The following is a 13,950-nucleotide window of genomic DNA, read 5'->3' as shown; positions in this document are numbered from 1 at the left end:
GGTGGCCGGCGGAAGCATCTTGCAGCGTGCGACGGCGGCGCACAGCGCCGGGGAGGGATGCGCTAGGCGAAAACCTGGCGCAACACCGCGCGCGCCGCCTCGGGCCGGCCCAGCCGGCGCGCATTCGCGCGCATCGCGGCCAGCCGTGCCGGGTCGGCCAGCAGGGCGCGTACGCGGTATTCCAGTGCGGTCGCGTCCACCGCCTTGAGGCCGGCGCCGTTCTCCAGCAGGTAGTCGCAGTTGCGCTCTTCCTGGCCGGGTATCGGCGCGAACACGATCATGGGCAGGCCCAGAGCCAGGCATTCGGAGGTGGTCAGGCCGCCGGGCTTGCTGATGGCGAGGTCGGCGCAGGCCATCAGCCGCTCTATGGTGCGGGTGAAGCCCTGCGGAAACAGCCGGCCCGGATGGCGCGCGGCCAGTTCGCGCAGCCGCGCCAGCATGGTTTCGTTGCGTCCGGCCAGGGCGACGAGCTGGAAATCCGCCTCCAGCGCGAGCAGGCCGGCGGCGGCCTCGTCCAGTGCGCCGACGCCGGCGCCGCCGCCCATCAGCAGCAGTACCGGGCGCTGCGGATCCAGGCCGGCCTCGGCCGCGCAGGCGGCGCGGTCCAGCGGCTGGGCAAAGGCCGGCATGATGGGAATGCCGCTGACGTGGATGCGCTGCGCCGGCAGGCCGCGCGCGCGCATGCGCGCCGCGACTTCCTCGCTGGCGGCGAAATAGCCGGCCAGGTCCTGCACCACCCACAGCGCGTGCAGGTCGAAATCCGTCACCTGCACATGGATGGGGCAGGACACGCGCCCGCGCTGCTGCGCCCGCGCCAGCAGCTCGGCCGGCAGGAAATGGGTGCAGATGATCACGTCCGGCGCGTAGTCGGCGATGGCCTGCTGCAGGCCCCGTGCATTCAGCCGCTCCACCGCCCGGCGCAGCCGCGCCGTGGCCGCATCCGGCGGCGTCTCGTCGGTAATGCGGTAGAGCTGCGCCCACAGTGCGGGGAATTTGTCCACCAGGCGCAAATAGAAATCTGTATAGAGTTTGCGGAACGCGGACGGGACATAGTCCATCACGTCCCAGTGCTGCGCCTGCGCGCCGAACGCCGCCGTCGCGACGGCGGCCAGGGCCTCTGCCGCACGGCCGTGGCCGGCGCCGGCGGAGACGCTGAGCAGCAGCACGCGGCGCGGGCGGGCGGCCTCAGGCATCGGCGCCCCGCAATGCGCGCACCTGCGCTTCGAGGTAGTCGGCGCTGGCCTGCTCCGGCGGTACCGGCGCGGCCGCGGCCAGGCCGATGCGCGACCAGAAGCGCCGCGGCAGGCGCGAGCGGCCCAGCGCGCTGTCGCGCCGGCTGAAGATGGAGCCCCACAGTCCGCGCAACGCCAGCGGCACCACCGGCACCGGGCGGCGTTCGAGGATTTTCTCCACGCCGGACTTGAACTCGGCGATCTCGCCGTCCTTGGTCAGCCCGCCTTCGGGGAAGATGCACACCACATTGCCTTCGGCCAGCTCCTGGTCGACTTCGTCGAAGGCCTTGGCCAGCAACTGCGGGTCTTCCTTGTAGCCGGCGATGGGTATGGCCTTGGCGGTGCGGAAGATGAAGCTGAGCAGCGGGATGTTGAAGATCTTGTAATACATCACGAAGCGCACCGGCCGGCGCACGCTGCCGCCGATGATCAGCGCATCCATGTAGCTGACGTGGTTGCACACCAGCAGGGCCGGGCCTTCCTCGGGAATACGGTCCAGCCCTTCGAGTTTGATCCGGTACAAGGTGTTGACCAGGATCCAGCTCAGGAAGCGCATCAGGAATTCGGGTACCAGGCAGTAGATGTAGATCGCGACCACGGCGTTGAGCAGGGCCGTGGTGAGCAGTAACTGCGGGATCGACAGTCCGGCGACGTTGAGCAGTACGGTGGAAAGCCCGGCTGCGACCACCATGAACAGCGAATTGAGGATGTTGTTTGCCGCGATCACGCGCGAGCGCCGCGCCGGGTCGGAGCGGGTCTGGATCAGCGCGAACAGCGGCACGATGAAGAAGCCGGAGAACACCGCCATCAGCAGCAGGTCGATCAGTACGCGCCAGATCCACGGCTGCTGCAGCAGCGCGGCGACGGTGAGCCCCAGTGCGCCGGAGGCGTCGGGCTTGGCGAAATACAGGTCGGCGCCGAACAGGGTCATGCCGATGGAACCGAACGGCACCAGGCCGATCTCCACCTTGTGGCCGGACAGGCGCTCGCACAGCAGCGAGCCTATGCCTATGCCCAGCGAGAAGAGGGTCAGCAGGAAGGTATACACCGCGGCATTGCCGCCGATCACGTTCTGCGCGTAGGTCGGCAGTTGGGTGATGAAGACCGAGCCGAAAAACCAGAACCAGGAAATGCCCAGGCAGGACAGCAGCACCGCGCGGTTGCCGCGGATGTAGCCCAGATTGTTCCAGGTCTCGCTGAAGGGATTCCAGTTGATCTTCAGCTGCGGATCCGGCGCCGGCACCGGCGGTATGCGCAGGGCGCAGGCCAGGCCGATCAGCGCCGTCGTGATGCAGGCGGCGCCGACCATCCAGGTGCCGTGATCGGGAAAGCTGATCAGCTCGGCGCCCAGGACCTGTCCCAGCAGGATAGCGAGGAAGGTAGCCATCTCGATCAGGCCGTTGCCGCCAACCAGTTCGCGCGAGTCCAGCACCTGCGGCAGCAGGCCGTACTTGAGCGGCCCGAACAGGGTCGAATGCAGGCCCATCAGGAACAGCAGGGTCATGAGCAGCGGAATGCTCTTGGCCAGGAAGCCGAACAGGGCTACCACCATGATGCCGATTTCAAACAGCTTGACCAGCTGGGCCAGGCGCGCCTTGTCGTACTTGTCCGAGAGCTGGCCGCTGGTGGCCGAGAACAGCAGGAACGGTGCGATGAACAGCGCCGCGGCCATGTTGGTATAGCTGGCGGCGCGGGCCGGATCGTGCGCGGCGATCTGGAACACGGCCATGATGACCAGGGCGTTCTTGAACACGTTGTCATTGAACGCGCCCAGGGCCTGGGTCCAGAAGAACGGCGCGAAGCGGCGGGATTTCAGCAGGGCAAACTGGTTGCTGCTCGACATGGCGGGGACCTTGGAAAGTCGTGGCGAGCCTAGCAGAGGAGCCGGGATTGGTGATTCGGGATTGGACACAGCAGTTTCCGTAGCCGGGACGCCGCGGGCAGCGGCCGGCGGCTTTACCAATCCCGACATCCCGAATCCCGGCCCCACCCACCTGAACCGCACCCGGCACCGATGCGCGTTTCAGCACTCCCGAATCCCGAATCCCCAATCCCGTCGCTTAAACTCCCGCCTTTCCCCCGCAGCAACCGCCGAGTCTGGCGCCGGAGTTCCATGAAATTCACCCGCATCGCCCTTGCCTGTGTGCTGGCCCTGGCCGCGCTGGCCGCCGCGGCCGACACCATCCGCCCCGTGCCCATCCCGGACATGAGCAAGCTCGACAAGAGCCGCGCCGCGCAGCTGGTCGAAATGCGGCAGCAGTTCGACAAGGCCAAGACCACCCTGGTCGGCCCGCCGCTGTCCCAGGCCTATGCGACCCTGGCCGCGAACTACCAGCAGGCCGGCTTCGCCGACGAGGCCGATGTGGCCCTGGCCAATGCCATCCTGGTCAGCCCGGAAGATGCACGCTGGATCTATCTGCGCGGCCTGCTGGCCGGCAAGCGCAATCAGCCGGCCCAGGCGCGCGACTACTTTGAACAGGCTTTCCGCCTGGATCGCGAATACCTGCCGATACGCCTGGCCGTGATCGAGTCGCGCCTGGCCGCCGGCGAAACCGACAGCGCCCGCCAGCTGATCGACCAGGCCGGCGAAGCGGGCAAGGACGACGCCCGGCTGGCCGCACTGCGCGCCCGCGCCGCCCTGCTGCAGAAGCGCTATCCGGAGGCATTGAGCGCAGTGGAAGCCGCGCTCAAGCAGGATCCGACGGCCAACCAGCTCTACGCCCTGCAGGCCGAGATCTACACCGCCCAGGGCAACGCCGCCGCCGCCAATTCCGCCCGTGCCCGCGCCGGCAACACCGCAGCGCGCACGCTGGACCCGCTTGGCGACGGTTTCCTCGGCATCCGCTCCCAGGCCCCCGCCCAGGCCGGCGGCGCCGCGGCCAAGCCGGACGACCCGCTGACCCAGGCGCGCTTCCTGATCGAGGTCGGCCAGTACGCCTCCGCCCGGGAGCATCTGGCCAAGGTGCTCAAGAGCGAGCCCGGCAACGTCGGCCTGCTCGGCCTGTCGGCGCGCCTGGAAGCCATGCTCGGCGGCCACGCCACGGCCAGCACGCAGGCCGCCGAGGCCGTGCGCCTGGCGCCCAAGGACGCCCTGGTCCTGGTCACCCGCGGCGTGGTGGCCGAGACCGGCGGCGACGAGCGCGCGGCCCAGTCCGACTACGAAAAAGCCATCGGCATGGACGGCAAGCTGGCCGAGCCGCGCCTGTTGCTGGGCAACCGCTACATGCGCCAGGGCCGCTACGCCCAGGCCGCCGAGCAGTACCGCCAGCTGGTCAAGCTGGACCCGCGCCAGCCCGACGGCTATGCCCGCCTCGCCGCGGCCCAGGTCGCCGATGGCCGCTGCGCCGACGCCCTGCGCGAGACCGAGGCCGCGGCCAAGGAATATCCGCGCATGGGGCCGCTGCTGCAGGTCTATGTGCGTCTGGCCGCGACCTGCCGCGCCGCCACCAAGGAACAGCGCAAGACAGCCAGCGAATACGCCGGCCTGCTGTACAAGAGCAACCTGACGCCGCAGGTCAGCGAAGCCGTGGCCCTGATCAACGCCGCCGAGGGCAATTTCACCGCTGCCTCGGAGCTGCAGGGCTCGGCCATGTTCGCGGCCGTGCGCGACGGCGGCAATGAGGCCGCCGAACCGTTCCGTGTGTTCTTCAAGCAGTTCGGCGCCAAGCAGCTGCCGGACCGCCCCTGGCCGGCGGACAATCCGCTGTTCAAGCCGGCCCGCCTGCAGCCGCAGCCGGCGCGTGCGGCCGAGGCGCCGGCGCCCAAGCCGGCGGGCTGAGGCCGGAATTGCCGCCGCCGGCCGCGAACGGCCTGCGGCGGCGGATCAGGGAGGCTGCGTGCGCCGCTGTTCTGTCGGCGCCTGCGCAACGCGCACCCGGCACGGCCCTGCACTACGGAAGCATTCCCGGGCCGCCCGCTGTTACCGGCAGCTGCCCTTGCGCAGGTGGTAATAGCCGATGACGGGGCTTTGCATCACGGCTTCGCCGCCGCGCACCCGCACGATCTGCCATTCGGCCTCGGCGCCGCCGAAAATCGGGTGATCGACCGCGAAGCCGCCGTCCGCGCCCTGCTGCAGCTGCGCCTTGATCGGCATTGGCGCACCCTTGACCTTGTATTCGACCTTGTCGCCGTTGAAATTCCATTCGGCCGGCGTGCCTTCGTCCTTTTCGCCGTCGATTTCCAGCGATACGGCGTATTCGCACCAGAGGCCTTCCAGCTTCTTCGCGCCGCCGCCGCGCTTGCCATCACTGCCGCCGTCGCCGGCCGCGCGCGCCGGCTCCATGCCCTTGACCGTGATCTCGCCGCCGCTGCCCGGCGCGCAGGGCTTGTCCTTGAATTCCACCGTGCCGGCGGCGTTGGTGCATTTGTACACGGCAGCCTGGGCCGGAACGGCGAGGCACAGCAGCGCGGCGGCAGCGAAATGGAACTTCATGGCGGTGATCCGGAGGGAGAGGAGACCGCAGCCTGCCTGAACGGGCAGGCTGCGGTCGTGGCCGTTTTGTCCAGCGCTCAGCGCTTGAGCGCGCGGTGGCCGATATCGCGGCGGAAGAACATGCCCTCGAAGCGCACCTGGCGCGCCGCGGCGTAGGCGCGGTCGCGCGCCTCGGCGATGTCGCGGCCCAGTGCGCAGACCGTCAGCACGCGGCCGCCGGCGCTGACCGCGCGGCCCTGTTCATCCAGCCGGGTGCCGGCCTGGAACACCTTGGTGTCGGCGTCGTGGGCGGTGTCCAGGCCGTCGATCGGATCGTTGAGCCGCACGGTGCCCGGATAGCCCTGCGCGGCCATCACCACGCCCAGGGCCGGGCGCGCATCCCATTCGGCCTCGACGCGGTCGAGGCGGCCGTCCAGCGCGGCTTCGATCAGCTCGACCAGGTCGGACTTCAGCCGCAGCATGATGGGCTGGGTTTCCGGATCGCCGAAGCGCACGTTGAATTCGATCACCTTGGGTGCGCCGCTCTTGTCGATCATCAGGCCGGCGTAGAGGAAGCCGATGAAGGGCGCGCCTTCGGCCGCCATGCCGGCCAGGGTGGGTTCGATGACCTCGCGGCGTATGCGCTGGTCCACCTCGGGCGTGACCACCGGTGCGGGCGAATAGGCACCCATGCCGCCGGTGTTGGGGCCGTGGTCGCCCTCGTCGCGGCGCTTGTGGTCCTGGCTGGTGGCCATGGGCAGGAAGTGCTGGCCGTCGCTGATGACGATGTAGCTGGCTTCCTCGCCGTCGAGGAATTCCTCGATCACCACGCGGGCCGAGGCGTCGCCCAGGGAATGCGCGCCCAGCATGTCGTGCAGGGCCTGCTCGGCGTCGGCGAGGGTCAGCGCCACCACCACGCCCTTGCCGGCGGCCAGGCCGTCGGCCTTGATCACGATGGGCGCGCCGTGCTGGCGCACGTAGGCCAGGGCCGGCGCCAACTCGGTGAACACCGCGTAGCGCGCGGTGGGAATGCTGCGCCGGGCGAGGAAATCCTTGGCGAAGGCCTTGGAGCCTTCCAGTTGCGCGGCAATGCGGCGCGGCCCAAAGCAGCGCAGGCCGGCGGCGCGGAACTTGTCGACCACGCCGGCCACCAGCGGCGCCTCCGGGCCGACCACGGTCAGGGCGACCTGCTCGCGCTGGGCCAGGGCCAGCAGTCCGTCCAGATCGGTCATGGCCACCGCGGCATTGCGCACGCCCGGTTCCCGCGCCGTGCCGGCATTGCCCGGCGCGACGATGATCTCGGACACCCGCGGCGACTGCTTGAGTTTCCAGGCCAGCGCGTGCTCGCGCCCGCCCGAACCGATGACGAGGATTTTCATGGGAGCCTTGGAGGGTTACAGCGAAACGTGGATTGTAGGAGAAGGCGGGGCCCGGCGCTGCCGGGCCGGGATTGGTGATTCGGCATTGATGAAGCCCGCCGTCCCCGCTTTTGCGAATCCCGAATCCCGAATCTCCAATCCCGATAGTTACGTTCTGTTTCCGCCGGCCCCCACAGCCCCCGCAGGCGATTTCATTCAGCTTGGCGAAGGCGCCGCGATGCATCAATGCGCGCCGCGCACTCCCGCGCACCTGGGGATTTCCTACGTCGGTGAACATTCTGCGCCTGTATCTGCGCGTCATCGGATTGCTTGCGCCCGAAGCCAAGCTGGCCGTCACCCTGACCCTGGCCAACCTTGCCCTGGCCGGCGTGTATTTCCTCGAACCCATGCTGTTCGGCCAGGTGGTCGACGCGCTGGGCGCGCCCGGCGCCAAGGAGGCGCCGCGCCTGATCGCACTGTGGGCGCTGGCCGGTTTCGGCGGCGTGGTCGCCAGCGTCTGGGTTTCGCTGCACGCGGATCGCCTGGCGCACCGGCGCCGTCTTGCGGCGATCGAACAATTCTTCGTGCACGGCGCCTCGCTGCCGCTGTCGTTCCACGGCGAGAACCACACCGGCCGCCTGTCGCGCGTGATGCACGGCGGCATCAGCAATCTGTTCGGCTTGTGGCTGGGCTTCTTCCGCGAGCACCTGGCGACCTTGCTCTCCATCCTGGTGATGGTGCCGATCGCGCTGTACATGAACTGGAAGCTGGCCGCGCTGATGGTCGTGCTGATGACCAGCTTCGCCGTGTTCAACGCCATCGCGATCCGCCGCACGCACAAGGCCCAGGCCGAGGTGGAAGAGCTGCACCACGAGATTTCCACGCGCGCCAGCGACGTGTTCGGCCATGTCGGCGTGGTGCAGAGCTTCACCCGCCTGGGCGAGGAAATCGGTGCGCTGCGCCAGATGATGGCGCGCGTGCTGCAGGCGCAGTATCCGGTACTCAAGGGCTGGGCCGTGCTGTCGGTGCTCAATCGCGCCGCGTCCACGCTCACCGTCGTCGCGATCTTCGCGCTGGGCGCCAGCCTGCATGCGAGGGGCGAGGTCAGCGTCGGCAATATCGTGAGCTTCGTCGGCTTCTCGCTCATGTTGATCGGGCGCATGGAGCAATTCGCCGGCTTCATTTCCGGGCTGTTCTTCCAGACTCATTCGCTGCGCAACTTCTTCGAGGTGCTGGATACCAGGCCGGCCATCGCCGACGCGGCCGATGCGCAGCCGCTGGAACACGCCCGCGGCGAAGTCGTGTTCGACGACGTGAGCTTCAGCTACGCGCCGGGCAACGGCGAGGTGGTGCAGGCTGTGCGCAACCTGAGCTTCCGCGCCGCCGCCGGCAGCACTGTCGCTTTGGTCGGCCCCACCGGCGCGGGCAAGACCACGGCGCTGAGCCTGCTCTACCGCGCGTACGATCCGCAGTCCGGCCGCATCCGCATCGACGGGCACGATCTGCGCGACCTCACGCTGGATTCCCTGCGCCGCGCTATCGGCGTGGTGTTCCAGGAGCCGGGCCTGTTCTACCGCTCGATCCGCGACAACCTGCGCGTGGCCGATCCCGACGCCAGCCAGGAGCGCATCGAAGCCGCCGCGCGCGCGGCCGAGGCGCATGGCTTCATCAGCGCCAAGCCGGAAGGCTATGACACGCTGGTGGCCGAGCGCGGCCGCTCCCTGTCCGGCGGCGAACGCCAGCGCCTGGCCATCGCCCGCGCCATGCTCAAGGATGCGCCCATCCTGATCCTGGACGAGGCCACCAGCGCGCTGGACAACGGCACCGAGGCGCGCATCCAGAAAGCGCTGAAGAACGTCGCCCAGGGCCGCACCACCTTCGTCATTGCCCACCGCCTGTCGACCGTGCGCAACGCCGACCTGATCCTGGTGCTGGACCAGGGGCGCCTGGTCGAAAGCGGCCGCTTCGACGAACTCATCGCCCGCGGCGGCCTGTTCGCCGAACTGGCCGACCAGGGCAAGTTTGCGCCGGATGCGGTGGAGGAAGCCGGTGCGGAAGCGGAGGCGGGAGCGGAATTGGCGGTGGCGGCGTGAGGTGCAGCGGCAGCCTGGTGATCCGGGGCTGGTGATTCGGACTCGCGGGCTGGAGTTCCCGGCTGGGTTGGGCCCGCCGGGGTATCTGCGACCCCGGATTTGATGGCTCTTTAACGGTTTTCCCGAACGCCGGAACGTAGCCGCTCCCTCTCCCCCGGGCTTGCTCGGGGGAGAGGGCCGGGTGAGGGGGCGACGATCAACGCGCCTCGCCTTTGAATTTTCTCTGCAAACTTCAACGCACGGTGCGCTGGCGAAAACCGAAGTTCCTCGCGACGGATGCGCCGCTCCCTCGCCCAACCCGCTCCGCCGAGCGCGTGAACGCGCTCGGCGGAGCGGGCTTCATAGCGCCGCCAGCAACGCCGCCCGCGGCAGCTTGCCGGTCTCGTTGCGCGGCAGCTTGTCCACTTTGCGCAAAGGCCGCGGCAGGAAGGCCGGGTCCATGGCCGAGCGCAGGGCTTCGAGCAGGTCGGCTTCGTCCAGTCCGGGCGCGACGACCAGGGCGGCCAGGCGCTGCACGCCGCCGCTGTCGCAGTCGCGCTGGAAGATGGCGCCGTCGATGACGCCGGGAATGGCGAGCAGGCGGCGGTTGAGGTCGGCCAGCGAAGCGCGCTTGCCCGCGATTTCCAGCAGGTCCGAATTGCGGCCGCGCAGGCGGAAGCCGCGTTCGGGCAGCAATTCGACGATGTCCTGCAGCGCGACCGGCGCGCCGAACCAGGCCGCGTCGACCTGGGTGCCGTCGGGCTGCGGGCGCAGGCTGACGCCGGGATAGTGGCGCCAGTCCTCTTCGGTGGCGCTGAGGCGGTGGCCGATGACGCAGGTCTCGGTGGAGCCGAACACTTCGATCACCGGCGCGGCGAAGCGCTGCTGCGCGGCGGCGGCCAGTTCGCGGCACAGCGGCGCGGTGGCGCAGACGATGCTGGCCAGCGGCGGCAGTTCCAGCCCGGCCTGGACCAGCGCGCGCAGGTGTACCGGCGTGGTGACCAGCACGCGCGGCGCAGGCAGGGCGGCCAGCGCCGCGGCGATGTCAGCAGGCATCAGCGGCTTGCCGGTGTCCACGCCGGCGGCGCCCAGCAGCGGCAGCAGGACGGACATTTCCATGCCGTACATATGCTGCGGCGGCACGGTCGCGACCAGGCTCAGCGGCGCGCCGCAGTAGTCCTGCAGCAGGCCGGCGTTGAGCGCGGTGCTGGCGCTGAAGCTGGCCCAGCTCTTGGGATTGGCCTTGGGCGTGCCGGTAGAGCCCGAGGTATAGCCGATGGCAACGATCTGCTGCGCCGGCAGGCAGGGGATCTGCTCGCTGTACGCGGCGTCATCCAGCGCCGGCAGCTGCCACAGGTGCGGCGGCTCGGATTCCAGCTGCTGGTCGCTGATGGCATAGCAGCCCGGATGTGCGCCCATGACCTCGTCCACGGCCTGGCGCGCGCGCGAGGGCGGCAGCAGGTTGGTCTGCCCGGCCAGGGCGACGGCGGCGAAAACGACCAGGAAATGGTAGCGGTCCTCGCACAGGTTCACCGCCGCAGGGGCGGTGGGCAGGCGCGCGGCGATCGCAGCGACATGGCCTAGGAATTCGGCCTGGCGCACCGGCCGGCCGCGGCGCCAGGCGATGATGCGCTGGGCGTCTCCCACGACCAGCGGCAGGCCTGCGACCGCAAAACGTTCTTCCTGAATGACTGCGGACATAGCCCCCCGGCCTCAATGTCGTATGAATTCTCCGCTGATAGCGTCGCGGATCGTGGTCGGACGCTCAAGCCCCCCGACCGGGGCGTCGACAAGCGCATCAAGCTCGTCTGCGAACACAGTACGTATTTCCGCCGCGGAAACTGCCGGCGGTTCGCCATGGCGATTGGCGCTGGTGGAGACCAGGGCGCCGCCGAAGGCACGGCAGAGGGCGGCTGCCGGTGCATGCGCGGTTACGCGCAGGGCGATGCCGGCATGGCCGCCGGCGATCCATTCCGGCACCTCCGCCGAGCGCGGCACTACCCAGGTGTGCGGACCGGGCCAGCTGGCCCGCACGCGCTCCAGCGCCGCGGCCGGCAGCTGGTCCAGGGCGATGTAGCGCCGCACCTGGTCGAAATCGGCCGCGATCAGCAGAACGCCCTGCTGCAGCGGCCGCCGTTTGAGCGCAAACAGGCGCGCCAGCGCGGCGGCGTCGTGCGGATCGCAGCCCAGGCCGTAGACGGCCTCGGTGGGATAGGCCACGACGCCGCCGCGGCGCAGGGCCGCGACGGCGGGTTCCAGCAGCAGCTCACCCATGACCGGCGCTCAGGCCTTGCCCGGGATTTTCTTCGCCGCCGCTTTCTTGGCCGGTGCCTTCTTCGCCGCGGTTTTCTTTGCGGCCGTCTTCTTGGCGGCCGTCTTCTTCACGGCGGTTTTCTTGGCCGCGGCCGGCTTGGGCTCGGCCGTCTTCTTCGCCGCTGCCTTGGGCTCGGCCTTGGTCTTGCCCTTGCCGAAGCGGCCGCCGCGGGCCGGCTTGTCCGGCGCGGCGGCGAGCAGGGCGACGCATTCGGCCTCGGTCAGGGTTTCCGGCTCGCGGTCCTTGGGGATGCGGCCGTTCTTGCTGCCGTCGGTGATGTAGGGGCCGTAGCGGCCGCGCAGCACCTGGATGGCGCCGTCCTGGAAGCTCTTGATGACGCGGTTGGCGGCGGCCTCGGCCTTGTCCTGCAGCAGCTGCAGCGCGCGCGGCAGTTCGATGGTGTAGGGATCGTCCTCGGCCTTGAGCGAGGCGTAGACCGAGCCGTGCTTGACGAAGGGCCCGAAGCGGCCGATGCCGACCGAGATTTCCGTGCCGTCCGGATGTGCCCCCAGCTTGCGCGGCAGCTTGAACAGCTCCAGCGCCTCGGCCAGGGTGATGGTGTGGATGCTCTGGTTCGCGCGCAGGCTGGCGAAGCGCGGCTTGTCGTCGTCTTCCTTGGTGCCGATCTGGGCGAACGGCCCGAAGCGGCCCAGGCGCACCGAGACCGGCTTGCCGCTGACCGGATCGTCGCCGAGCACGCGCGAGCCGCTGGCCTCGGAGCGGTCCACCGTCTCGTTCTTTTCCTCCACCAGCTCTTTGAACGGCGACCAGAAGCGCTGCATCAGCGGCACCCAGTCTTCCTCGCCGCGGCTGACCGCGTCGAGTTCGTCTTCGAGCTTGGCGGTGAAGTCGTAGTCGACGTAGCGGGTGAAATGTCCGCTGAGGAACTTGCTCACCGCGCGGCCCACGTCGGTGGGACGGAAGCGGCGCGCGTCGAGGTTGACGTATTCGCGCGAGAGCAGGGTCTGGATGATGCTGGCGTAGGTCGACGGCCGGCCTATGCCGAATTCTTCCAGCGCCTTGACCAGGCTGGCTTCGGAATAGCGCGGCGGCGGCTCGGTGAAATGCTGCTCGGCCAGGATGGCGCCCAGCGGGACCTTGTCGCCGACGCTCAGGCGCGGCAGCTTGCGGCCTTCGTCCTCATCCTCGGCGGCCTTCTGGTCCTTGCCTTCCTCGTAGACGGCGAGGAAGCCCGGGTCGATCACGGTGGTGCCGCTGGCGCGGAAGGCGGAATCCTTGCCGCAGGCCAGGTCCACCGACACGGTGTTGAGGGTGGCGTGTTGCATCTGGCTGGCGACGGTGCGCTTCCAGATCAGTTCGTACAGCTTGCGCTGCTCGTCCGACAGCGCGCTGGCGATGCTGGACGGCCGGCGCATCGCGGCGGTGGGACGGATCGCCTCGTGCGCTTCCTGGGCGTTCTTGGACTTGGTCTTGTAGACGTTGGGCGCGTCGGGCAGTGCCTTGGCGCCGTAGTCGCGCCGGATCACATCGCGCAGCTCCTGCACCGCGTCGTCGGACAGGCTGGTGGAGTCGGTACGCATGTAGGTAATCAGGCCGACCACGCCCTCGTCGCCGATGGCGATGCCTTCGTACAGCTGCTGCGCCAGGCGCATGGTGCGGCTGGTGGTGAAGCCGAGCTTGCGCGCGGCTTCCTGCTGCAAGGTCGAGGTGGTGAACGGTGCGGCCGGGCGGCGCTTGCGCTCCTTGGACTGCACATCGGCGACGACCAGCTGGCCGCCGCGCCAGGCCGGCTGGCCGGTGTCGAAGGGCGTATCGTCGCCGGCGATGCGGGTGGCGCCGGCGGCGGCGTACAGCGCGTCGCGGGCGGCGTAGGCGCTACCGGCCTCGGTCAGGTCGAACTGCTCGAATTTCTTGCCGTTGTAGCGCAGCAGGCGGGCGCGGAACGGCGTGGCGGCATGGGCCAGCTCGGCGTCCATGCTCCAGTATTCGCGCGGCTTGAACGCTTCGATCTCTTCCTCGCGCTCCACGATCATGCGCAGGGCCGGCGACTGCACGCGGCCGGCGGACAGGCCGCGCTGCACCTTGCGCCACAGCACCGGCGAGAGGTTGAAGCCGACCAGGTAGTCCAGCGCGCGGCGCGCCTGCTGGGCGTTGACCAGGTCCAGCGACAGTTCGCGCGGGTGGTCCACCGCGTCCTTGATCGCCTTGGGCGTGATTTCCGAGAACACCACGCGGTGCACGTCCTTGCCCTTGAGCAGGCCGCGCTCGCGCAGGATCTCGCTGATGTGCCAGCTGATCGCCTCGCCTTCGCGATCCAAGTCGGTCGCCAGGTACAGGGCCTCGGCCTTGGCGGCGGCCTTGGCGATGGCGTCGACGTGTTTCTCGTTCTTGTCGATGACCGCGTAGTTCATGGCGAACTGCTGGTCGGGGTTGACGGCGCCTTCCTTGGGCACGAGATCGCGCACATGGCCGTAGGACGCGAGGACGGTGAAGTCCTTGCCCAGGTATTTGTTGATCGTCTTGGCCTTGGCCGGCGATTCGACGATGAGTAGGTTCTTGGCCATTACGGGTGGCGCGTCCTCTGCGTGGTGCCGGCGCTTGC

Annotated in this window: 9 protein-coding genes; 2 read left to right on the top strand and 7 right to left on the bottom strand. The window is 69.2% G+C overall.

Going from position 1 to position 13,950, the window contains the following annotated elements:
• Window positions 1–62: 62 nt before the first annotated feature.
• Both NM961_RS05415 and NM961_RS05410 read right to left on the bottom strand, forming a co-directional pair.
• Entirely contained in the window at window positions 63–1,193 is a 1,131-nt protein-coding gene (locus NM961_RS05415; RefSeq protein WP_255912441.1) for an MGDG synthase family glycosyltransferase, read from the bottom strand.
• Window positions 1,186–3,075, bottom strand: a complete 1,890-nt coding sequence (locus NM961_RS05410; protein ID WP_255912439.1) for an MFS transporter — start codon at window positions 3,073–3,075, stop codon at window positions 1,186–1,188. The genes NM961_RS05415 and NM961_RS05410 overlap by 8 nt, the downstream gene beginning before the upstream one ends.
• Window positions 3,076–3,345: 270 nt before the next feature.
• Between NM961_RS05410 and NM961_RS05405 the strand changes: the two genes are divergently transcribed.
• Window positions 3,346–5,010 carry a tetratricopeptide repeat protein gene (locus NM961_RS05405; protein ID WP_255912437.1) on the top strand — a complete coding sequence of 555 codons (1,665 nt, stop codon included), beginning with the start codon at window positions 3,346–3,348 and terminating at the stop codon, window positions 5,008–5,010.
• A gap of 141 nt (window positions 5,011–5,151) precedes the next feature.
• Here the strand turns inward: NM961_RS05405 and NM961_RS05400 are convergent, their stop codons facing one another.
• Complete coding sequence (locus NM961_RS05400) at window positions 5,152–5,664, bottom strand: DUF4124 domain-containing protein (RefSeq protein ID WP_255912435.1); 513 nt, start codon at window positions 5,662–5,664, stop codon at window positions 5,152–5,154.
• 77 nt (window positions 5,665–5,741) lie between these two features.
• Complete coding sequence (purD, locus tag NM961_RS05395; RefSeq protein WP_255912433.1) at window positions 5,742–7,022, bottom strand: phosphoribosylamine--glycine ligase; 1,281 nt, start codon at window positions 7,020–7,022, stop codon at window positions 5,742–5,744.
• Between the two features lie 269 nt (window positions 7,023–7,291).
• On the opposite strand from purD, the gene NM961_RS05390 reads away from it, so the two are divergent.
• Window positions 7,292–9,094 (top strand): glucan ABC transporter ATP-binding protein/ permease, encoded by a 1,803-nt coding sequence (locus NM961_RS05390; protein ID WP_255912431.1) that lies wholly within the window; start codon window positions 7,292–7,294, stop codon window positions 9,092–9,094.
• A gap of 339 nt (window positions 9,095–9,433) precedes the next feature.
• On the opposite strand, the gene NM961_RS05385 is transcribed toward NM961_RS05390, so the two are convergent.
• From NM961_RS05385 to NM961_RS05375, 3 genes are read right to left on the bottom strand one after another with little or no spacing between them, the layout of a single operon-like run.
• Window positions 9,434–10,774, bottom strand: coding sequence for an AMP-binding protein (locus NM961_RS05385; RefSeq protein WP_255912429.1), 1,341 nt, complete (start codon window positions 10,772–10,774; stop codon window positions 9,434–9,436).
• Between the two features lie 12 nt (window positions 10,775–10,786).
• On the bottom strand, window positions 10,787–11,347 hold the full coding sequence (gene tsaC, locus NM961_RS05380; RefSeq protein ID WP_255912417.1) for an L-threonylcarbamoyladenylate synthase type 1 TsaC: 561 nt from the start codon (window positions 11,345–11,347) through the stop codon (window positions 10,787–10,789).
• A 9-nt stretch (window positions 11,348–11,356) separates the two neighbouring features.
• The gene (locus tag NM961_RS05375) at window positions 11,357–13,912 is read right to left on the bottom strand and encodes a DNA topoisomerase I (protein ID WP_255912415.1); all 2,556 of its coding nucleotides are present in this window, start codon (window positions 13,910–13,912) and stop codon (window positions 11,357–11,359) included.
• Between the last annotated feature and the right edge of the window lie 38 nt (window positions 13,913–13,950).

The sequence above is a fragment of the Tahibacter harae genome (assembly GCF_024437735.1).
Lineage (GTDB): Bacteria > Pseudomonadota > Gammaproteobacteria > Xanthomonadales > Rhodanobacteraceae > Tahibacter > Tahibacter harae.
The sequence above is the reverse complement of the archived record's forward strand: the minus strand, read 5'-3'. Positions and strand labels throughout refer to the sequence as shown.